The sequence below is a fragment of the Polynucleobacter bastaniensis genome (assembly GCF_018882205.1).
Lineage (GTDB): Bacteria > Pseudomonadota > Gammaproteobacteria > Burkholderiales > Burkholderiaceae > Polynucleobacter > Polynucleobacter bastaniensis.
Window position 1 is genome coordinate 66,905 of sequence record NZ_JACVOU010000001.1, and the last position, 21,197, is coordinate 88,101.

The 21,197-nt window shown below is 46.6% G+C and carries 16 protein-coding genes; 4 read left to right on the top strand and 12 right to left on the bottom strand.

Annotated features, from left to right (window positions below; genetic code table 11):
• Window positions 1-6 precede the first annotated feature (6 nt).
• From ICN22_RS00350 to ICN22_RS00395, 10 genes are all read right to left on the bottom strand, one after another.
• Window positions 7-1,830, bottom strand: a complete 1,824-nt coding sequence (locus ICN22_RS00350) for an ABCB family ABC transporter ATP-binding protein/permease (protein ID WP_216168365.1) — start codon at window positions 1,828-1,830, stop codon at window positions 7-9.
• Between the two features lie 9 nt (window positions 1,831-1,839).
• The gene (gene nudB, locus ICN22_RS00355; RefSeq protein WP_216863437.1) at window positions 1,840-2,298 is read right to left on the bottom strand and encodes a dihydroneopterin triphosphate diphosphatase; all 459 of its coding nucleotides are present in this window, start codon (window positions 2,296-2,298) and stop codon (window positions 1,840-1,842) included.
• Window positions 2,299-2,320: 22 nt separating this feature from the next.
• The gene (aspS, locus tag ICN22_RS00360; RefSeq protein WP_216168366.1) at window positions 2,321-4,120 is read right to left on the bottom strand and encodes an aspartate--tRNA ligase; all 1,800 of its coding nucleotides are present in this window, start codon (window positions 4,118-4,120) and stop codon (window positions 2,321-2,323) included.
• Window positions 4,121-4,136: 16 nt separating this feature from the next.
• The gene (locus ICN22_RS00365; RefSeq protein WP_215331560.1) at window positions 4,137-4,790 is read right to left on the bottom strand and encodes a DUF502 domain-containing protein; all 654 of its coding nucleotides are present in this window, start codon (window positions 4,788-4,790) and stop codon (window positions 4,137-4,139) included.
• A 64-nt stretch (window positions 4,791-4,854) separates the two neighbouring features.
• Window positions 4,855-6,441, bottom strand: coding sequence for a ubiquinone biosynthesis regulatory protein kinase UbiB (gene ubiB / locus ICN22_RS00370; RefSeq protein ID WP_216168367.1), 1,587 nt, complete (start codon window positions 6,439-6,441; stop codon window positions 4,855-4,857).
• Window positions 6,442-6,447: 6 nt separating this feature from the next.
• Complete coding sequence (locus ICN22_RS00375) at window positions 6,448-7,065, bottom strand: ubiquinone biosynthesis accessory factor UbiJ (protein WP_216168368.1); 618 nt, start codon at window positions 7,063-7,065, stop codon at window positions 6,448-6,450.
• A 52-nt stretch (window positions 7,066-7,117) separates the two neighbouring features.
• Window positions 7,118-8,029: a Tim44 domain-containing protein gene (locus ICN22_RS00380; protein ID WP_216168369.1), complete on the bottom strand. Its 912-nt coding sequence runs from the start codon at window positions 8,027-8,029 to the stop codon at window positions 7,118-7,120.
• Window positions 8,030-8,086: 57 nt separating this feature from the next.
• A complete protein-coding gene (gene ubiE / locus ICN22_RS00385; RefSeq protein WP_216168370.1) occupies window positions 8,087-8,830 on the bottom strand; it encodes a bifunctional demethylmenaquinone methyltransferase/2-methoxy-6-polyprenyl-1,4-benzoquinol methylase UbiE in 744 nt (247 codons plus the stop codon).
• 28 nt (window positions 8,831-8,858) lie between these two features.
• Complete coding sequence (locus tag ICN22_RS00390) at window positions 8,859-9,248, bottom strand: gamma-butyrobetaine hydroxylase family protein (protein ID WP_216168371.1); 390 nt, start codon at window positions 9,246-9,248, stop codon at window positions 8,859-8,861.
• The gene (locus ICN22_RS00395) at window positions 9,248-13,087 is read right to left on the bottom strand and encodes a DUF3683 domain-containing protein (RefSeq protein ID WP_216168372.1); all 3,840 of its coding nucleotides are present in this window, start codon (window positions 13,085-13,087) and stop codon (window positions 9,248-9,250) included. The genes ICN22_RS00390 and ICN22_RS00395 overlap by 1 nt, the downstream gene beginning before the upstream one ends.
• Window positions 13,088-13,222: 135 nt before the next feature.
• Between ICN22_RS00395 and ilvA the strand changes: the two genes are divergently transcribed.
• The 3 genes from ilvA to queF are packed head-to-tail and all read left to right on the top strand — an operon-like array spanning window position 13,223 to window position 16,492.
• The gene (ilvA, locus tag ICN22_RS00400; RefSeq protein ID WP_216168373.1) at window positions 13,223-14,743 is read left to right on the top strand and encodes a threonine ammonia-lyase, biosynthetic; all 1,521 of its coding nucleotides are present in this window, start codon (window positions 13,223-13,225) and stop codon (window positions 14,741-14,743) included.
• A gap of 13 nt (window positions 14,744-14,756) precedes the next feature.
• Window positions 14,757-15,665, top strand: a complete 909-nt coding sequence (locus tag ICN22_RS00405) for a 5'-nucleotidase (RefSeq protein WP_215308491.1) — start codon at window positions 14,757-14,759, stop codon at window positions 15,663-15,665.
• On the top strand, window positions 15,665-16,492 hold the full coding sequence (gene queF, locus ICN22_RS00410) for an NADPH-dependent 7-cyano-7-deazaguanine reductase QueF (protein ID WP_216168374.1): 828 nt from the start codon (window positions 15,665-15,667) through the stop codon (window positions 16,490-16,492). The genes ICN22_RS00405 and queF overlap by 1 nt, the downstream gene beginning before the upstream one ends.
• A gap of 73 nt (window positions 16,493-16,565) precedes the next feature.
• Here queF and ssb read toward each other — a convergent pair whose 3' ends face one another.
• Both ssb and ICN22_RS00420 read right to left on the bottom strand, forming a co-directional pair.
• Window positions 16,566-17,021, bottom strand: a complete 456-nt coding sequence (gene ssb / locus ICN22_RS00415) for a single-stranded DNA-binding protein (protein WP_046330869.1) — start codon at window positions 17,019-17,021, stop codon at window positions 16,566-16,568.
• A 43-nt stretch (window positions 17,022-17,064) separates the two neighbouring features.
• Window positions 17,065-18,252, bottom strand: a complete 1,188-nt coding sequence (locus tag ICN22_RS00420) for an MFS transporter (RefSeq protein ID WP_216168375.1) — start codon at window positions 18,250-18,252, stop codon at window positions 17,065-17,067.
• 37 nt (window positions 18,253-18,289) lie between these two features.
• Between ICN22_RS00420 and uvrA the strand changes: the two genes are divergently transcribed.
• Window positions 18,290-21,178 (top strand): excinuclease ABC subunit UvrA, encoded by a 2,889-nt coding sequence (gene uvrA / locus ICN22_RS00425; protein WP_216168376.1) that lies wholly within the window; start codon window positions 18,290-18,292, stop codon window positions 21,176-21,178.
• Window positions 21,179-21,197: the final 19 nt, after the last annotated feature.

Sequence of the window (21,197 nt, forward strand, 5' to 3'; positions counted from 1 at the left end):
GACATTCTAATCAAGAATGATGCGCTCTTGCATTTGCCACATTTCAGCATATCGGCCACTAGCAGCCAATAGCTCTGCATGCGTTCCACGTTCCACTATCTGGCCATGCTCCATGACCAAAATTTGATCCGCATGAATGATAGTAGAAAGTCGATGGGCAATGATTAAAGTCGTACGATTTTTAGCCAAACCAAGCAGCTCTTCCTGAAACGCCCGCTCCGTTTTAGAGTCCAGCGCCGATGTTGCCTCATCAAAAATTAACATTGCTGGCTTTTTGAGTAGAGTACGTGCAATCGCAACACGCTGCTTCTCACCACCAGATAATTTCAGACCCCGCTCACCTACTTGGGTGTCATAGCCATCTGGAAGATGCTTGATGAAACGATCAATTTGCGCCGCCCTAGCGGCCTCATGAACTTCTTCAATCGAAGCATTAGGATTGCCATAAGCAATGTTGTAGCCAATGGTGTCATTAAACAAGACAGTATCTTGAGGAACAATACCAATTGCCTTGCGTAAACTCAATTGAGTGACATCCACAATATTTTGATCATCAATCAGAATCTTGCCGAACTGAACATCATAAAAACGAAACAGTAAGCGGGCTAAGGTGCTCTTGCCAGCGCCGCTCTGCCCAACCACTGCAGTAATCGTTCCCGCTGCGATATCAAAGCTGACACCCTTCAGAATTTCACGCTTAGCATCGTAATGAAATGAGACATTCTCAAAACGAACGTCTGGGCCACGGCTTTGATTACTGATACGCAAAGCCTGGGCATTAGGCACATCCGCAATTTCCTTCTCCGTATTCAGAAGCGAGAACATACGATCCATGTCAGTTAGCGCCTGCTTAATCTCACGATAGATCACACCTAAGAAATTCAGCGGAATATACAACTGAATCATCAGGGTGTTAACCAAGACCAAATCACCTAAGGTCATAGATCCATCAATTACACCTTGCGTCGCGCGCCACAAAATTAGGACTAATCCAACGGCAATAATTATCTGCTGTCCAAGATTGAGTACAGCTAAAGATTTTTGTGACTTCACTGCAGCTGTTTGGTAGCGGATCAAATTTTGATCGTAACGGCTAGCCTCAAAGGCTTCGTTACCGAAGTACTTGACTGTCTCAAAATTCAACAAGGAATCAATTGCCTTCTGATTCGCCTTAGAATCCATGTCATTCATGGTGCGGCGGAAATGCGTCCGCCATTCTGTTACCACAACCGTAAACGCAATATAAAGCAGCAATGCCACCAAGGTAATGATGGCAAACCACATATCGTATGCATAGGCCAAGTAACCAAGCACCAAACAAAATTCAATCAGAGTTGGCAGGATGCTGTAAAGCGAATAGGAGATCAGCGATTGAATACCACGTGTACCACGCTCAATATCTCGACTAACCCCACCGGTCTGACGAGCTAAATGAAAGCTCAGCGCTAGAGAGTGTAGATGCTCAAAAACTTGTAGCGCCACTTTACGAACGGCATTTTGGGTAACACGAGCAAAGAGGGATTCGCGCAGCTCAGTAAATAAAGAAGCAGAAACCCTCAAGAGACCGTAGGCCAATATCAATCCGGCCGGTACAACCAATAAAGCTTGAGGAGAGCCTACTTTGATATTGAGCTCATCAATCAATTCCTTCATCAAAATCGGAATGCCAAGATTGGTGACCTTGGCAGCAAGCAAACAAGTCAGGGCAATCGCAACCCTAAACTTGTACTCTAATAGGTAAGGAAGTAAGTCACGAATAACCTTCCAGTCGCTACCCTGTGATGGCTTTGAATCTGCTGCTGAATGATGATGCCCTGATGAATGTCGCATCACGCTATCTTAGTCAGTTACGCTCTGATGCGCAGAAAATAACTTGAGAATTGCTGCGCCATTACTAGGAGAGAAACATTTTTTCGCTGCCTCAGTGTGAGGCAGCCATTGATAGGCAATGTGCTCTCTTGGCGACAATCTGACTGGGACCTCATTCGGAACAAGCAATGAGAACCAATGCTCGGTATTTATGGTCACTCCAGGGGGGTAGCGGTGACGCCATTGTGGATAAATCTCATACTCAATCCGATATTGTAGATCTCGTAAAGAGCCTGCTGGAAGAGATTGGACATCAATTCCGGTCTCTTCAAAGACTTCGCGTGCGGCAGCAGCACTAAGATCCTCATCGAGGAAATCAATGCTACCGGTAACGGATTGCCAAAAATTAACTCTATCAGCTCGCTCAATTAGCAAGACCTCCCCATTCGATTTGTAAATAACAACTAAAACCGAAATGGGGATTTTCAAAATGATCTAAATACTGTCTTACTTAAGCAGCGGGGGCAGCTTGGCGCAAACGAATATGCAACTCTTTTAACTGACGCTCGTCTACCGGGCTAGGAGCCTGAGTAAGCAAGCACTGGGCGCGCTGTGTTTTTGGGAAGGCGATGACATCACGGATAGATTCAGCACCGGTCATCATCGTGACGATACGATCTAAACCAAATGCGATGCCACCGTGTGGAGGTGCGCCGTACTGCAAGGCATCCAATAAGAATCCAAACTTAGCTTGAGCCTCTTCGGCACCAATCTTCAAGGCGCGGAATACCTGGCTTTGCACTGCTTCTTGATGAATACGAACTGATCCACCACCAATTTCACTGCCGTTTAGCACCATGTCATAAGCTTTGGCTAAACACTTTCCAGGACTCGATTCGAGATACTGCATATGTTCATCTTTAGGGCTAGTGAATGGATGGTGACATGCAACCCAACGGGCGTTATCTTCATCATATTCAAACATGGGGAAATCAACCACCCACAATGGCTTCCAACCTTCAGAAGATAGGCCATGCTCTTTACCCCAAGCAGAGTGACCAATCTTGAGGCGTAAACCACCGATTGCATCATTTACAACTTTTTCTTTATCAGCACCGAAGAAAATGATGTCGCCATCTTTAGCGCCAGTGCGCTTCAAGATGCCTTTGATAGCAGCATCATGCAAGTTCTTGACGATGGGTGATTGCAAGCCATTACGACCCTCTGCAACTGAGTTCACCTTGATCCAAGCCAAACCTTTGGCGCCATAGATCGCTACAAATTGAGTGTAGTCATCAATTTCACTACGGCTAATCTCAGCACCGCCTGGTACGCACAAACCAACTACGCGCCCACCCTCTTGGTTTGCTGCACCAGAAAATACTTTGAAATCGACATCTTTCATTAAATCAGTCAATTCAGTAAATTCAAAATTCACACGCAGATCTGGCTTGTCTGAACCAAAGCGTGCCATACCCTCTGAGTAAGGCATGGTTGGAAATGGGTTTGGCAACTCTACGTTCATGGTGACTTTGAAAATATGGCGAATCATGTTTTCAAATAGCTCACGGATTTCTAGTTCATCCAAGAAAGCGGTTTCACAGTCGATCTGAGTAAATTCAGGCTGACGATCAGCACGCAAATCTTCGTCACGGAAGCACTTAGTAATTTGGTAGTAACGATCAAAACCGGCCACCATCAACAACTGTTTAAATAGCTGGGGAGACTGTGGCAAGGCAAAGAACTGGCCATCATGAACACGTGAAGGCACCAGGTAGTCGCGCGCTCCCTCAGGGGTACTCTTCGTTAGCATTGGTGTTTCGATATCGATGAAACCTGCAGCATCGAGGTAGCGACGGCATTCCATGGCCACGTTGTAACGTAAACGTAAATTCTTTTGCATTTGCGGACGACGCAAATCTAAAACACGGTGAGTTAAGCGAGTAGTCTCAGATAAATTCTCATCTTCCAATTGGAATGGAGGAGTAATAGACGCATTCAAAACTACTAGGCTATGGCAAAGCACTTCAATTTTTCCGCTAACTAAATCATTGTTCTCAGTACCAGCGGGACGTGCACGCACCAAACCTTTAATCTGAATACAAAATTCATTACGAACCTGCTCAGCTAATGCAAACATTTCAGGACGATCTGGATCGCAAACAACTTGAACGAAACCTTGGTGATCACGCAGGTCAATAAAGATCACGCCACCGTGGTCACGCCGACGATTAACCCAACCAGAGAGGGTGATCTCTTGGCCAATGAGTGATTCAGTTACCTGACCGCAGGTATGGCTTCGCATCGACATAACAATTTCCTATAAATCAAAGATGATGGTTTGACTTAGCAGCAGTCAAACCAGTTGAACTGGTGGGGGGAACGGATCCCATTGAAACAATATGTTTGAGCGCCTCTTCGACACTCATCTCTAATTCAATGGTGTGCGCACGTGGGACGATCATAAAAAATCCAGAGGTTGGGTTTGGAGTAGTTGGCAAGAAAACATTAACGTAGTCCTCGCCCAACTTAGCCGCCACTTCTTTTGCTGGCATACCAGTCTGAAATGCAATTGCCCAAGAATCTGCATGGGGATAGCGAATTAATAATGCCTTGCTAAACGCCTGGCCACTACCAGAAAATAAAGTGGAGGATACCTGTTGAACGCTAGAGTAAATCGATCGCACAATCGGAATGCGATTCACCAATCGATCCCATACCTTCATCCACCACTGCCCCGCAAAATTGATTGCAAGTAGTCCGGTAATCATGATGACTGAAACAACAATCAGAATGCCCACACCTGGTAATTCACGGAAATGTTGTAAATCACCGGAAAACTGATTAGGGAACACAGTAATAATGGCATGCATTACAGAACCAAAAACACCGTCGAGCAAGCCCAATCCCCATCCAATCACCCAAATGGTGATTGACATCGGTGCCCACACCAGAATTCCTGCGATAAAGTATTTTTTCATTTGCCCACGCTTACGCTTTGCCTAACCTGGCATTTTAGCGGTTTAAGCGGCAATCGGCGACAGTCTAGTGAAGACCAAGGCCGATTATCAGAATCCCAGCCAAAAAGCCGCCCGCAAACAGCAAGGTTCCCACCAAAAGGCGATGAGTCCGTCTTTCCTGCATTAAAAGGCATTTTAAGACCTCTAATTCAGCATTTTGCTCTCTTTTCGGACCGTGCCCTTGCGCCAAACTCTCCGCAATCAGGCGGGGTAAGGTTGGTAGTATTTTTGCCCAAGAGGGCGCTTCACTCTTAAGCCCCTCAACCAATCCACGCCAACCCAGTTGCTGACTGATCCATTTTTCCAGGATCGGCTTTGCAGTCTGCCAAAGATCGAGATCGGGGTCTAATTCACGCGCTAGACCTTCTACATTGAGCAATGTCTTTGATAGCAAGGATAGTTGAGGCTGCACTTCGACCTTAAAACGACGAGATGTTTGGAACAAACGAACTAGAACAATGCCCAAAGAAATATCTTTTAAAGGTCGATCAAAGTACGGTTCGCAAACAGATCGCACCGCACCCTCTAATTCTTCCACACGGGTATCTGCAGGAACCCAGCCAGATTCCACATGCAATTGTGCGACACGCCGGTAGTCTCGATTAAAGAAGGCTAAAAAGTTGAGTGCCAAGTAGTTTTTATCGCTTTCACTTAATGCGCCAACAATTCCGAAATCCAAAGAAATAAATCGCCCAAAACTATCAGGCTCTAAACTAATCATGATATTTCCAGGATGCATATCTGCATGGAAAAACCCATGTTCGAATACTTGGGTAAAAAATATCTCCACGCCCTCTGCGGCTAATTTTTTAAAATCGACTCCAGCGGCACGTAATTCATCAAAACGACCGATAGATATACCGTTCATTTTTTCCATGACAATCACATTGGTGCGACATAGATCCCAATACATTTCTGGAATCATGAGCTTGTCTGAATCAACAAAATATCTTCTTAACTGACTGGCATTAGCAGCCTCACGCATGAGGTCGAGCTCATCGTGTAGATGTCTATCAAATTCAGCAACGTTTTCAGTTGGCTTTAAGCGACGCCCATCAGAAGACAATTTTTCAACCACTTTTGCCAGGTCATACATTAAAGCAATATCGCTCTCAATCACCGGGAGGATACCTGGACGCAACACCTTGATCGCAACCTCTCGCCCATCCCATTCTGGATGTCTCTCAGTAGCACGCAAGATTCCAAAATGTACTTGAGCAACAGAAGCGCTAGCTACCGGAGTTGCATCAAAACTAATAAAGACTTCTTCAATCGGTAAATCAAGCGCCTTCTCAATTAAGAGTCGTGATTCTGCATTAGAAAATGGCGGCACTTGATCCTGCAACTTTGCCAATTCATTGGCAATATCTTCCGACAATAGATCACGTCGAGTAGAAAGCACTTGTCCAAATTTTACGAAGATCGGACCGAGTGCTTCTAGGGTCAAACGAATGCGCTCACCCCTTGGTAGCGATTGCCCTGGTGATACCCAGCAAAGAATGGTTAAGAAGCCACGAGCAATCCCAGGCTTCAAAATGTCGCGTAGCAGTGGTAATAGACCATAACGCCATGCTGTAAAGAAAATGAAATAGAGGCGGGCTAAACGACGCACAATCAATTAACCTTTTCGCTCTAAAAGTTGGATGCGCTTATCTAGACGATCAACCGCATCACGCATCACACTTAATTCATTTTTATGAATTAAAAAATCTCGTTTATTCAAAAGGACTTTTCTTTCTTCACTGACATACTCAATGACATTTTCCAGTAGATCAGTCGCTGCAGACTTCCCAGCAGAAATGAATTTCTTACCTTGACGTACAGCAAAGTTTGCAGGCGCATCACCGATGAAACGCGCCAAGTCTTCCTCATACTCCCACCGAATTTGACCTGCTAAGCGGCCCAATAACTGCGCTAGGTCAGCATCGCCAGTAATCTTCGCTGACTTCATGGCTTGCTCACGTAAGTTGCCAGAGCCACCAGCTAAAGCACTCAATGCTTCTGGGGAAACTTCTAACTCTAATGAAGGGGTATCCGCATGAGTCAATGCAAGCAGAGAGCCCTCGGGTGCTATCTCAAAAAAGAGCTGCCCAATTGGCAAGTTGAGCAAAATGACTTTGCCAGCATGACGCGCCAACTCACCCATAGCCCATGGCTCAGCCTTGAGGATATGATTTATTCCTCGGCAAGCGGCAGACGCTGCAAAATGGTGGGTGGTTGGAGATGCGGTGGTCATCAGTGTAAAAAACCCGCACAAGTGCGGGCTTTCAGTGGAAAGTACTACAAGCTTAAACTAACTGGGAGATACCCGCTAGTACCCAGCCTCCAGGGCCGCTTACCGGCTTGCTGAGATTCCATACTTCAGAGAAGTTATTCGCCTGCGCGCCTACTTGTTCACGAATCATGCCAGTGAACTGCACGCTACAGTAATACGTATTGTCAGCTGTTTCAATTCCGAGCAACTGCGCATTGAGTGTCACTACATCGGTTTGATTAGCGCTGTCAGCACGTCCGGCCAAGTCTTGCTCAATCGTGGCGAACATGTCTCGGGTGGTGTACTCACGTAATGCGGCTAAATCGCCCTGATCCCACGCCTTTTGTAAGCCTGAGAAAAACTGTTTAGCGTTATCCAAAAATGCGTATTCATCAAACCCTGGCGGAAGCGTTGATTGAAATGGTGCGGGCTCGGCGGCAACACCACCGAGTGCACTAGCAGCCGGCGTAAACGCAGGCTCTTGTCTTGGCGCCTGATCTAGATTGCTACGCTGCATACCTTGCGGAGTCATTTGAGGACTTTTATTAGTACCGGATAAAGCAGGCATCATTTTTCTCATGATGAACATGATGGCAAAGCCAGCGAGAGCTGCAATCAGCAATCCAGTGATTAATGAAGATGCGCCCTCACCTAAACCAAAATGGGATAAGAGGAAACCAATACCAAGACCTGCGGCTAAGCCACCCAAAATGCCGCCCATACCACCGAAGCGACTTGGTGCTGGTGCTTGAGGAGCCGCAGCTGGTGCTGCTGGTTGCGCTTGTTGAGTTGGCTTTTGAGCGGGAGTAGCTTGTTTTTGCATTGGCGCACTTGGTGCCTTGCCGACACTTTTACCACCACCTAAACGGGCAGCATTGGCGTAACCAACGGTAGCAAATATTAAGCTAAGACTCAACACAACTGCTTTAAAAAAATGCTTATTCATATTTTTGATCCCCTATAGAGCTACTTTAATTCTTGGCCAGCAAAAACTACAAAATCACTAGTATTTAATACCAATATGCAGCGCAACGATACCCCCAGTCATTCTGTGGGTATCTACCTCGTCAAAACCTACCCCCAGCATGATGTCTTTAAGGGTCTCAGCATCTGGATGCATCCGAATAGATTCAGCCAGGTAGCGGTAGCTCTCGGAATCTTGGGCAATCTTTTCGCCTAACCAAGGCAAGACCTTGAATGAGTAGGTGTCATAAATCGGACCTAAAAAGGCATCCGGCTTTGAGAACTCGAGCACCAACACTCGACCCCCAGGCTTAATTACTCTGAGCATCTCTGCCAAAGCAATGTCTTTGTGAGTCATGTTTCGCAGGCCAAATGCCACTGTCACCACATCAAAGTGATTTGCGGGGAAAGGAATTTTCTCCGCATCGAACTGCACGCAGGGTAAAGCCATGCCCTGATCGAGAAGGCGATCACGGCCAACTCCCAACATGGAGGCATTAATGTCACTTAGCCATACTTGAGCTTCAGGGTTATGACCCCAGCCTGCTGCACGTGCAAAGGCAGCAGCTAGGTCGCCCGTACCACCAGCAATATCCAATACTTTTTGACCAGGGCGCACTTGAGCACGTGCAATCGTGACTTTTTTCCACAAGCGATGTAGCCCGAATGACATCAAGTCATTCATGACGTCATATTTACTTGCTACAGAATGAAATACCTCGGCAACCTTACCCGCTTTTTCAGCTTCATCAACGCTTTGGTATCCAAAATGGGTCTTGCTCATATTCTTCTTTACTTAACTAAAACGACGGTTAATGGCTGCCACAAGATTTACCACCGGCAACACCCATTGGAGAGTCACGATCTAGACCAGCAGCAGCGAGTTTATCCAAGTGCTCTTTCCACAATGCCTCTTGGTTCTCGCATAAAAATTGCAGGTAGTCCCAAGAATACAAACCAGAATCATGTCCATCGGAAAATGAAGGCTTAAGAGCGTAGTGGCCCACTGGCTCAATATTCGCTATCAGCACTTCACGCTTACCAGTTTGCAAAGTCTCCTGTCCAGGACCGTGACCTTGGACCTCGGCCGAAGGAGATACCACTCTTAAAAATTCAAAAGGTAGGCGAAAGGTATTGCCATTCTCATAAGAGAGCTCTAGCACTTTTGACTGCTGATGTACTACAACATTAGTTGGAATCATTAAACCAATACCCTCTCAATACCACCTTGATTTGCCTTAGCAACGTAATCTTGCATCCAATCAGGACCTAATAATTTTTGCGCCATTTCAACCACAATGTAATCGGCAGTAGTATCGCTATCGGCATCAAAGCGAGTGAGGCCTTGTAAGCAAGATGGGCAACTAGTGAGCACTTTGACATCACCAGTGAAATCATCTTTGCGCAATTCATCGGCAGCCTTTTCCATCTCGATCTGCTTACGGAAACGCACCTGAGTTGAAATATCGGGACGTGTCACCGCAAGAGTTCCAGACTCACCACAGCAGCGGTCATTCTTCTGAATTGCTTTGCCATCTTCTGACTGAATCAGCTCATTCACCGTCTTAAGAGGGTCTTGCAACTTCATTGGTGAGTGGCATGGATCGTGATACATATACTTCACACCGGTCACATTCGTAAGCTTGACACCCTTCTCCAGCAAGTACTCATGAATATCAATGATGCGGCAACCCGGGAAGATCTGTTCGAACTGATAGCCCGCCAACTGGTCATAACAAGTGCCACATGAAACTACCACGGTCTTGATATCCAAGTAATTGAGAGTATTGGCTACGCGATGAAAGAGAACACGGTTATCCGTAATCATCTTTTCTGCTTTATCGAAGTCGCCATTGCCACGCTGTGGATAGCCGCAGCAGAGATAGCCTGGAGGCAGTACTGTTTGTACGCCCACATTCCACAGCATCGCTTGCGTAGCTAAACCGACCTGCGAGAACAAGCGCTCAGAACCACAACCTGGGAAATAGAACACTGCCTCAGTATCCGCGGAGGTTGTTTTTGGATCTCGAATAATCGGAACGTAATTCGCATCCTCAATATCTAAGAGTGCACGAGCAGTTTTCTTCGGCAGATTACCAGGCATCTTCTTATTTACAAAGAAGATGACCTGCTCTTGAATATTGGGCTTGGTTACCGTGGCGGGTGGGTGCGCAGTTTGTTTGCGAGCGAACTTACGAAACACATCATTACCCAAACGCTGGAGCTTATAACCCCAACCAATCATGGTCTTACGAAGCAAGTTGATAGTGTCAGGATCAGTAGCATTTAAGAACATCATCGATGCCGCTGTTCCGGGGTTAAAGCGTTGCTGCCCCATCTTGCGCAACAAGTTACGCATGTTCATCGAAACCTCACCAAAATCAATATTGACAGGGCAAGGTGTTAAACACTTATGGCATACAGTGCAATGTGCTGCAACGTCATCAAACATTTCCCAATGACGAATCGATACGCCACGACGCGTTTGCTCTTCGTACAGGAAGGCTTCGATTAAAGAGGAGGTTGCCAAAATTTTGTCACGTGGGCTATACAACAAATTAGCGCGCGGTACATGTGTAGAGCAGACTGGCTTACACTTACCGCAACGTAAGCAATCTTTCACGCTATCAGCAATTGCACCAATATCGCTTTGCTGCATGATGATGGACTCATGCCCCATCAAACCAAAGCTCGGGGTGTAAGCAATGCTGAGATCGGCATGTGGCATCAACTTGCCCTTATTGAAGCGACCCTCAGGATCAACACGCTTTTTGTAGGCGCGGAAGTCTTTCAGCTCAGCCTCAGTAAGGTACTCCAGCTTAGTAATGCCGATACCATGCTCACCAGAAATCACACCATCTAATGAGCGAGCCAATTTCATAATCCGATCGACAGCGCGATGAGCATCTTGCAGCATCTCGTAGTCATCCGAATTCACCGGAATATTGGTATGCACATTACCGTCACCCGCATGCATGTGGAGCGCTATGAATACCCGCTTACGTAAAATATTTTTATGAATGGCTTCCAGTTCATTGAGGATGGGCTCAAATGCTAGGCCACCAAAAATGATTCTGAGTTCAGCGCGCACTTCTGTTTTCCATGAGGCGCGCAAACTATAATTCTGTAGATCCGGAAAATACGTATCCATCTGCATCAGCCAATCTGACCAACGCGCCCGTACCTTATCAATTAGTTCAAGAGCTTGCTGTACGCGATCACCCAAAATTTCAGCGCTGGGGATTTCATAATCCTCATCGTTTTTGCCGAGTGGCAGGGCGCTCTTTTTTAGGAAAGCTTTGAGGCCATCTAAAACTTGTAACTTATTTTTGAGTGAGAGTTCAATGTTGATGCGCTCGATACCATTGGTGTACTCACCCATGCGCGGCAGTGGAATTACGACATCTTCATTAATCTTAAAAGCATTGGTATGACGAGCAATCGCTGCTGTACGCGCACGATCTAACCAAAACTTTTTACGCGACTCAGCGCTAACCGCCACAAAACCTTCGCCCACACGATTGTTGGCCATGCGCACAACTTCGCTAGTCGCAGCTGCTACCGCCTCTTCATCGTCACCAGCAATATCACCAATCAATACCATCTTAGGCATTGCATTGCGCTTGGATTTAGTGGAATAACCAACTGCTTTTAAATACCGATCATCCAAGTGCTCTAGACCAGCCAAGATTGGTCCACCGTTCTTGCTCAAGCCATCGAGATACGCTTTGATTTCTACAATACTGGGAATAGCTTCTTGCGCTTGACCGAAAAACTCCAAGCAAACAGTTCGCATGAATTTAGGCATACGATGCAAAATCCAAGTAGCGCTCGTAATTAATCCATCGCAACCTTCTTTTTGAACGCCGGGCAGGCCTGATAAAAACTTATCAGTCACATCCTTGCCTAGACCCTCTTTACGAAAGCGCTTACCTTCTACTTCTAAGGTTTCTGTTTTGAGAATGTGTTCGCCCGGCTCACTCTCACCATCAGACCAAGTCAGTGCAAAACGTACTTTTTCTGCTACGTGAATTTTTCCTAAGTTGTGATCAAGGCGCTCAACCTCAAGCCAATTACCTTCTGGATCCACCATGCGCCAGCTGGCCAGATTATCTAATGCAGTACCCCATAAGACCGCCTTCTTGCCGCCGGCGTTCATGGCAATGTTGCCACCAATACAACTCGCATCCGCTGAAGTAGGATCGACTGCAAAAACTAGACCAGCTCGCTCCGCAGCTTCCGCCACTCTACGTGTCACTACACCAGCGCCAGTAAAGATGGTTGAAACTTCATGGTCCACGCCCGGCAAACGCTTGGCCTTGACGCTATCAATCTGCTCAAGCTTTTCAGTATTAATCACTGCCGACATAGCGTAGAGAGGAATAGCGCCACCGGTATAGCCGGTACCACCTCCACGCGGAATAATAGTTAAACCCAAAGCAATACAAGCCTTTACTAGGCCAGGGATTTCAGATTCGTAGTCAGGCTTCAGAACTACAAGCGGAAACTCAACGCGCCAATCCGTTGCATCGGTCACATGCGCTGCACGTGAGACACCATCAAAACAAATATTATCTGCGGCCGTAATACGGCTTAGCTCTTTACGAGCACGCTTACGAATCTCAGTCACTTCTTTAAAGCCTTGCTCAAAATTCTCAACCGCACGATGTGCAGCATTCAATAAAACTTGAACTTGCTCAACCGATTCACCGCTAGATCTTTTCTTTACTTCACCAAGGCGATGCCATAAAGCGTCAATTAATAACTGGCGGCGACTAGCACTATCTAATAGGTCGTCTTGTAGGAAAGGATTACGCTGAACTACCCAGACATCACCCAACACCTCGAACAACATACGAGCTGAGCGGCCAGTACGGCGAATCCCACGCAAATCATTCAGAACACGCCATGACTCCTCGCCCAGCAAGCGGATAACGATTTCACGATCGGAAAAGGAAGTGTAGTTATAGGGGATTTCGCGGAGGCGGGGTGAACCCGCTTCAGCATCCAACAACTGATTTAAAGCTAATGGGGCGTTCATAGCGTCATATTTGGTAAATATGCATTTTAATTGAGGGATGCTGATATTGGCAGGAAACCAATAAAGATGTTGGCTTGGGTTGATAAACCCCTGCAAATTTAAGGGCTTAGAGCCCGTTCATGGTACGCTCATCGCATGGCAATGAACTATTTAAAGAAAATTTTATCGGCCCGAGTCTACGATGTAGCCAGGGAAACAGAGCTCCAAGTAGCCCCCGAACTCACAAAGCGCTTAGGCAATCAAGTATTGCTCAAAAGAGAGGATAACCAGCCGGTTTTCTCATTCAAATTACGTGGTGCCTATAACAAAATGGCCCACTTACCCTCAGAAGCCTTAAAAAGGGGGGTAATTGCCGCTTCAGCAGGTAATCATGCCCAGGGCGTCGCTCTAGCCGCAGCCAAAATGAAGTGCAAAGCAGTCATCGTGATGCCACTTACCACCCCCAGCCTCAAAATCGATGCCGTCAAAGCACGCGGCGGCTCTTGGGTAGAGGTGATTTTGCATGGTGAATCCTATAGCGATGCTTTTAATCACGCCGAGCTTTTAGAGAAAAAAAGAGGGCTTACCTTTGTTCACCCTTTTGATGACCCTGATGTGATTGCAGGACAAGGCACGATTGCCCTAGAGATCTTTCAGCAGCACCAAGAGCCGATTGATGCCATTTTTGTGGCCATTGGTGGTGGCGGTTTAATCGCCGGCATTGGGGAATATGTCAAAGCAGTCAGCCCCAAAACTAAAGTGATCGGCGTTCAGTCGGTTGACTCGGATGCAATGAGAAGATCACTTGAAGCCAATAAGCGCATCGAGATGAAAGATGTAGGTCTTTTCTCGGACGGAACAGCAGTGAAGTTGGTTGGCAAAGAAACTTTCCGTATTTGCAAACGCGTGGTGGATGACATCATAACTGTAAATACCGATGAAATCTGTGCTGCGATCAATGATGTTTTCACGGACACCCGGAGCATTCTGGAGCCCGCTGGCGCACTAGCTATTGCTGGTATGAAAAAGTATGTAGATAAGCATCGCCTGAAAAAGAAAACATTGGTAGCGATTGCTTGTGGTGCCAATATGAATTTCAGTCGCCTGCGCTTTGTCGCAGAACGTGCCGACGTGGGTGAATTCCGCGAAGCCGTTTTTGCTGTAACGATTCCAGAGGAGCGTGGCTCCTTCAGACGCTTCTGTGAATTACTCGGCAATCGCAATGTCACTGAATTTAACTATCGTATTGCTGACCAAAGTGAAGCCCATATCTTTGTAGGTATTGGAACGCAAAAAGCAAGTGACAGCAATACGATTGCAAAGCATTTCCGTAAAGCCAAGTTTGCAACGATTGATCTGACTCATGATGAGCTAGCAAAGTCTCACTTACGCCATATGGTGGGCGGCCGCTCAGCCCTTGCCCAAGATGAGTTACTGTACCGCTTTGAATTTCCGGAGCGCCCAGGCGCACTGATGAAGTTCCTCACCAGCATGGCACCGAACTGGAATATCAGCCTGTTTCATTATCGTAATCATGGTGCAGACTATGGCCGCATTCTCGTTGGCTTACAAGTGCCAAAAAATGAACAGAAGAAGTTCCAAAACTTCTTAGCGTCACTTGGCTATCCACATTGGAATGAAACCGATAATCCGGCTTATCGCCTATTTCTCAAATAAGAGTTAATCCTTAATGTCATACACACTTACCGGAAAACTCGTTGTGGCGATTTCATCGCGCGCACTATTTGATTTCGAGGAAGAGAATCGTATCTTCGAATCTACTGATGACAGCGCCTACATGAAGCTGCAATTAGAGCGCCTCTCTAAGGCTGCTCAAACAGGTGTTGCTTTTCCATTGGTAAAGAAGTTATTAGCCTTCAATGAAGAAGGTGAGCAACGTGTCGAGGTGGTGATCCTCTCTCGCAATGACCCAGTGAGTGGCTTACGCGTGTTTCGCTCGGCCGAACACCATGGCCTTCATTTAGAGCGTGGCGTATTCACGAGAGGGCGCCCACCCTATCACTACCTACGCTCTTTACATGCCAATCTATTTCTCTCGGCAAATGAAGATGATGTGCGTGCTACGATTGATGCAGGCTTTCCTGCAGCTCGCGTCTACCCAGAATCTAGTAAGACTGCAGAGTCTCATCCTAATGAAATCCGCATCGCATTTGACGGAGATGCCGTTCTCTTTTCTGATGAAGCCGAACAAGTCTTTCAGAGTGAAGGTTTAGTAGCCTTTGTCGATCATGAAAGCAAAAAAGCTGCTATCCCTCTGCCGCCTGGCCCGTTCAAGCCTTTGTTAGAAGCACTCCATCGTTTACAACGTACCACTAGCGAGAAAGGGATGCGCATCCGTACTGCCTTGGTAACGGCTCGCTCCGCACCTGCGCATGAGCGCGCTATACGCACGCTGATGGCCTGGGGTGTTGATGTTGATGAAGCCATGTTCCTGGGTGGACTTTCCAAAAGCGAATTCCTACGCGAGTTCGAGCCAGACTTTTTCTTTGATGACCAAACCGGTCACTGCCAATCTGCTGCCTCAGTAGCACCGACGGGTCACGTGGTATCTGGCGTATCCAACAAGCCTAAAAACTAATGTCAATGCTTACACTTGGTCAAGCAACGCCGTATCCCGATCAATATGATCCAAGCTTGCTATTCCCCATTCCCCGCTCAGAGAATCGTCTCAAACTCGACATCAAACCAAATCAAGCTCTTCCTTTTGTAGGCATCGATATTTGGAATGCCTTTGAGTTGAGCTGGCTGAACAAAAAAGGTAAACCTCAGATTGCCTTAGCAGAATTTCAGGTTCCAGCTGATTCGCCAAACATGATTGAGTCCAAATCATTCAAGCTCTACCTCAATAGTTTTAATAGCGCCCGCTTTGACGATGAAACAGCAGTGCGCGAACAATTAATCACTGATTTATCAGCTGTAGCAGGCAGCAAGATTGCCACCCGCATTAATCCAACTGAAGCGGTTGCGAAAAAAGGTATGCAGGAGATGAGTGGTGTGCTGATGGACCGCCTTGATATCGAGATCGATCCAAGCTTATCTGCCGATCCCGCCTTGCTTGAAGTCAATGAGTCTTTTGGACCAATCGAGCAATGCTTAGTTTCTCATTTACTCAAATCCAATTGTCCGGTGACTGGTCAACCAGATTGGGCTAGTGTGCAAATTCGTTACCAAGGTCGGCCAATTTTGGAAGAAGGCTTACTTCGCTATCTGATTGGATTCAGGCAAAAAGGTGAATTTCACGAGCATTGTGTTGAAACGATCTTTACCGACATCAAGCGCCAGTGCAAACCAGAGAAACTCTCTGTCTACGCGCGCTACACCCGACGTGGTGGGTTAGACATTAATCCCTTCCGTACTGATCACAATGCGCCTTGGCCAGAAAATACTCGCCATGCGAGGCAGTAAGAAAATCAGCAGGTAAACAAAAAGCCCTTCAAGAAGGGCTTTTTGTCTTGGGTAAAACGAATTAACGCAATTCTTAAAACGGAATATCGTCGTCCATTGCGCCAAGGGATGCTGCATTAGAAGATGCTGGTGCAGAGTTCTCAACCGGCTTTGAGCGGCTATAGCTTTCACCACCATCACCACTGCCACCTACTGGCTTGCCACCAAGCATTTGCATTGTTTCTGCAACGATCTCAGTAGAATATTTTTCTTGGCCACTTGCATCAGTCCATTTACGTGTGCGTAAACGTCCTTCTACATAAACTTGTGAACCCTTTTTGAGATATTGACCAGCAATCTCTGCCAATTTTCCAAAGAACGCAACACGGTGCCATTCTGTGGTTTCTTTCATTTCGCCAGACTGCTTATCTTTGTAACGATCCGATGTCGCTACTGAAATATTGGTTACTGCGTCGCCGCTTGGCATATAACGCGTTTCTGGATCACGTCCTACATTACCTACGATGATGACCTTATTTACCGAAGCCATGTTGTCTCCCGAAGAAAAATACTGCTGTTATTACTGCTAAAGGTTATGTTATTACTTCCACTGCATTCTTTGTATCTACTACTTTCGCAGGCAATTCGCCCATGAACCAAGCAATTATAAGCCAGCATAAAAGGAGTGCTGCACTGATTTTAAAGACCGCCATATCGCCAAGGGCATCGATTAAATAACCCCCTATAGCAGCACCAAAAAATAAACCAATCGATTGGGTAGTGTTGAAGATGCCCAAAGCAGTTCCCTTTGATTGATTTGAAAAACGTGACACCAAGGAGGGTAATAAGGCCTCCAAAAGGTTGAAGCCAATAAAGTAGACCAATAAAGAGAGTGCTATGACAATAATTGATCTTGCCTGAGAGAACAAAATCTCAGCAATCACAAGAAAAATGATTGCGATTAAAAAAACCAGTCGCAGGCGATGACGCCTCTCACCAAATATCAAAATAGGTGCCATCATCAAGAACGACAGTAAGACAACTGATAAATATATTTTCCAATGATCAGCTAGCGGCATACCTGCCTCTACCAATAAATGCGGCATCACTAGAAACATGGCGACTTGTGTTGCGTGTAATAGCAGCACACCAAAATTCAAGCGCATTAACTCCGGAATAAAGAAAACCTCTTTTAGGGAGGCTTGCTCCACCCTAGCTTCCACTTTATTGCTGGGCAAAATGTAGAAGGTCACAAACATCGCGAATACACCCAAAATAGCCAGGACCAAGAAAATACCACTCAAACCCATGACCCGATAAATAGGTGCAGCAATCACTAGTGATAGTGCAAAAGAGAGAGCAATGCTACCTCCAACAAGCGCCATTGCACGAGTACGCACCTGTTCACGAGTGAGATCGGCAACCCAAGCTGAAATAGCGGCTGAGACTGCACCGGCGCCCATAATGCCGCGCCCGATGGCAATCCAAAGGAGGTCGTCCTTTGCAGCACAAATGAGAGCCCCGGCAACAAACAGGGACAAGCCCCATAAAACAACTGGTTTACGGCCAATTCGGTCAGAAAGACGGCCTAAGGGGATATAAAAGCAAGCCTGAACAATATTGAAGATCCCCAGGGTCAGGCCAACCCATAGAGCATGCTCGCCACCAGGTAAGCCCCGCGCATGAATACTAAAAACCGGCAAAAGCAGGAATAGGCCCAACATACGAAGGCCAAAGATGCCGGCTAAGGCCAGAGTGGAGCGAAGTTCAGAAGGATTCATGGGAAAGAGCTATATTAACAAGTTACGCTAAAAAATCATGAATAACGAAATCAAGATCCGCGGTGCCCGCACCCACAACCTCAAAAACATCAATCTAGATATCCCTAGAGAGAAATTAGTCGTCTTGACTGGCTTATCTGGCTCAGGCAAAAGCTCATTGGCTTTTGACACCCTGTACGCCGAAGGTCAGCGTCGCTATGTAGAGTCCCTATCTGCTTATGCCCGCCAATTCTTGCAGCTGATGGAAAAGCCTGATGTCGATACGATTGAAGGCCTTTCACCGGCAATCTCAATTGAGCAAAAAGCGACCAGCCATAATCCCCGCTCGACTGTGGGTACAGTTACAGAAATTCATGATTACCTGCGTTTGTTGTTTGCACGCGCTGGAACCCCGCATTGTCCAGATCACGATCTACCGCTAGAGGCGCAAAGCGTTTCTCAAATGGTCGATACCGTTTTGGCTATGCCAGAAGACACTAAGCTCATGATCTTGGCTCCCGTGGTGAGTGAGCGTAAGGGTGAATTCGTAGACTTATTCCAAGATCTTCAGGCGCAAGGCTTTGTTCGCTTTCGTGTGCGCTCTGGTGGTGGAACAACCAATACAGCCAAAGCAGAGATCTTTGAAGTAGATCAATTGCCAGCATTAAAGAAGAACGATAAGCATTCAATTGAAGTGGTCGTAGATCGCATTAAAGTACGTCCGGATATTCAGCAACGTGTAGCAGAATCTTTTGAAACTGCTCTGCGCCTTGCCGATGGCAAAGCCATGATTGTCAACATGGATACCGGCAAAGAGATGATTTTCTCCAGCAAGTTTGCCTGCCCAATTTGCTCCTATTCATTACAAGAGCTTGAGCCACGCCTCTTCTCTTTTAATAATCCAATGGGCGCATGTCCTTCTTGTGATGGCTTGGGCCATCAATCCTTCTTTGATCCTAAGCGTATTGTTGCCCACCCAGACCTATCGCTAGCCTCTGGTGCAATTAAAGGCTGGGATCGTCGTAACCAGTTTTATTTCAAGCTCTTACAAACACTTGCTAAGCATGGCGGGTTTGATGTCGAGAAGCCTTTTGAGACTCTCAATAAGAAACAACAAGACTTGATTTTATTAGGCTCGGGCGATGTCACCATTCCTTTTGAATATATCAATGAGCGCGGCAAAAATAGTACTCGTGAGCATGCCTTTGAGGGCATTGTTGCTAATTTTGAGCGCCGCTATCGTGAGACTGACTCGGCAACCGTTCGAGAAGAACTATCACGCTACCAAAACGTACAAACCTGTCCATCGTGTAGTGGCAGTCGTTTGCGTAAGGAAGCGCGTTTTGTCAAAGTCGGTGAAGGCAAGCAATCACGCGCGATTTATCAAATCAGCGCCCTCCCCTTGAAAGAAGCTAAAGAATATTTTGAAGCACTCGAACTCAAAGGTGCCAAACGAGAAATCGCTGACAAGATTGTGAAAGAAATTGGTTCACGCCTACGCTTCCTAAACGATGTCGGCTTAGACTATTTGTCGCTTGAGCGTAGTGCAGACACCCTCTCTGGCGGTGAAGCTCAACGTATTCGTCTGGCATCACAGATTGGCTCTGGCCTGACTGGTGTCATGTATGTATTAGATGAACCCTCCATTGGATTGCATCAGCGTGATAACGATAGACTCATCGGTACCCTGAAGCATTTACGTGACTTAGGTAATAGCGTTCTAGTGGTTGAGCATGATGAAGATATGATCCGCGCTTCTGACTATGTAATTGATATTGGTCCTGGTGCTGGAGTACATGGCGGTGAAGTGGTAGCCGAGGGTACCCCCGCTGAAGTAGAGGCTAATCCTAAATCTCTCACAGGCGCCTATCTATCTGGTCGAGAGTGGATCGCCGTACCTGAAAAACGTATTCCGGTAAACGATAAGTTCTTAGAAATTATTGGTGCGCGCGGCAACAACTTGCAATCTGTTCACGCCAAAATTCCTGTCGGCTTATTAACCTGCGTCACTGGCGTATCTGGCTCAGGTAAATCTACCCTCATCAACGACACATTGCACCATGCAGTTGCACATCATATCTACGGCTCCAATGCAGAGCCAGCAGCGCATGATGCGATCAAAGGCTTGGAGAACTTTGACAAGGTCATTAGCGTAGATCAATCCCCGATTGGTAGAACTCCACGCTCAAACCCAGCGACTTACACTGGGTTATTTACGCCTATTAGAGAACTCTTTTGTGGCGTACCTGCTGCACGCGAGCGCGGCTATGAAGCAGGACGTTTTTCTTTCAACGTCAAGGGTGGTCGTTGTGATGCCTGTGAAGGTGATGGCGTTATTAAAGTAGAAATGCATTTCTTACCAGACGTATATGTTCCTTGCGATGTCTGTCACGGCAAACGCTATAACCGCGAAACTTTAGACATTCGCTATAAAGGCAAGAATATCCATGAAGTGCTGTCGATGACCATCGAACAAGCCCATGAATTCTTTGAAGCCGTTCCGATCGTCAAACGAAAACTCAAGACCTTGCTCGATGTGGGCTTGGGTTATGTGAAGTTAGGCCAAAGCGCTACGACTTTGTCTGGTGGTGAGGCGCAACGCGTCAAACTCTCTTTAGAGCTTTCCAAACGCGATACCGGCAGAACGCTCTACATCTTGGATGAGCCAACTACGGGCTTGCATTTCCATGACATTCAATTATTGCTGACTGTTCTTCAGACCCTGAAGAAACAAGGCAATACGATCGTCATCATTGAGCACAACTTAGATGTGATCAAAACTGCCGATTGGATTATTGACTTGGGACCTAAGGGTGGCGCCGGTGGTGGGCAGATTATTGCTACTGGTACGCCCGAGGAAGTTGCGAAGAATGGGGCCAGCTTTACCGGTCACTACCTGGCGCCACTACTAGTTCGTAAACCAGCGCCCACCAAAAAGAAAAAGTGATTCTGCCGAGTGGGTCGAA

Coding starts and splice junctions, on each gene's coding strand:
- ICN22_RS00350 (WP_216168365.1), bottom strand. CDS start 1,830: ATGCGACATTCATCAGGGCATCATCATTCAGCAGCAGATTCAAAGCCA.
- aspS (WP_216168366.1), bottom strand. CDS start 4,120: ATGTCGATGCGAAGCCATACCTGCGGTCAGGTAACTGAATCACTCATT.
- ICN22_RS00365 (WP_215331560.1), bottom strand. CDS start 4,790: ATGAAAAAATACTTTATCGCAGGAATTCTGGTGTGGGCACCGATGTCA.
- ICN22_RS00375 (WP_216168368.1), bottom strand. CDS start 7,065: ATGACCACCGCATCTCCAACCACCCACCATTTTGCAGCGTCTGCCGCT.
- ICN22_RS00380 (WP_216168369.1), bottom strand. CDS start 8,029: ATGAATAAGCATTTTTTTAAAGCAGTTGTGTTGAGTCTTAGCTTAATA.
- ubiE (WP_216168370.1), bottom strand. CDS start 8,830: ATGAGCAAGACCCATTTTGGATACCAAAGCGTTGATGAAGCTGAAAAA.
- ICN22_RS00390 (WP_216168371.1), bottom strand. CDS start 9,248: ATGATTCCAACTAATGTTGTAGTACATCAGCAGTCAAAAGTGCTAGAG.
- ICN22_RS00395 (WP_216168372.1), bottom strand. CDS start 13,087: ATGAACGCCCCATTAGCTTTAAATCAGTTGTTGGATGCTGAAGCGGGT.
- ilvA (WP_216168373.1), top strand. CDS start 13,223: ATGGCAATGAACTATTTAAAGAAAATTTTATCGGCCCGAGTCTACGAT.
- ICN22_RS00405 (WP_215308491.1), top strand. CDS start 14,757: ATGTCATACACACTTACCGGAAAACTCGTTGTGGCGATTTCATCGCGC.
- queF (WP_216168374.1), top strand. CDS start 15,665: ATGTCAATGCTTACACTTGGTCAAGCAACGCCGTATCCCGATCAATAT.
- ssb (WP_046330869.1), bottom strand. CDS start 17,021: ATGGCTTCGGTAAATAAGGTCATCATCGTAGGTAATGTAGGACGTGAT.
- ICN22_RS00420 (WP_216168375.1), bottom strand. CDS start 18,252: ATGAATCCTTCTGAACTTCGCTCCACTCTGGCCTTAGCCGGCATCTTT.
- uvrA (WP_216168376.1), top strand. CDS start 18,290: ATGAATAACGAAATCAAGATCCGCGGTGCCCGCACCCACAACCTCAAA.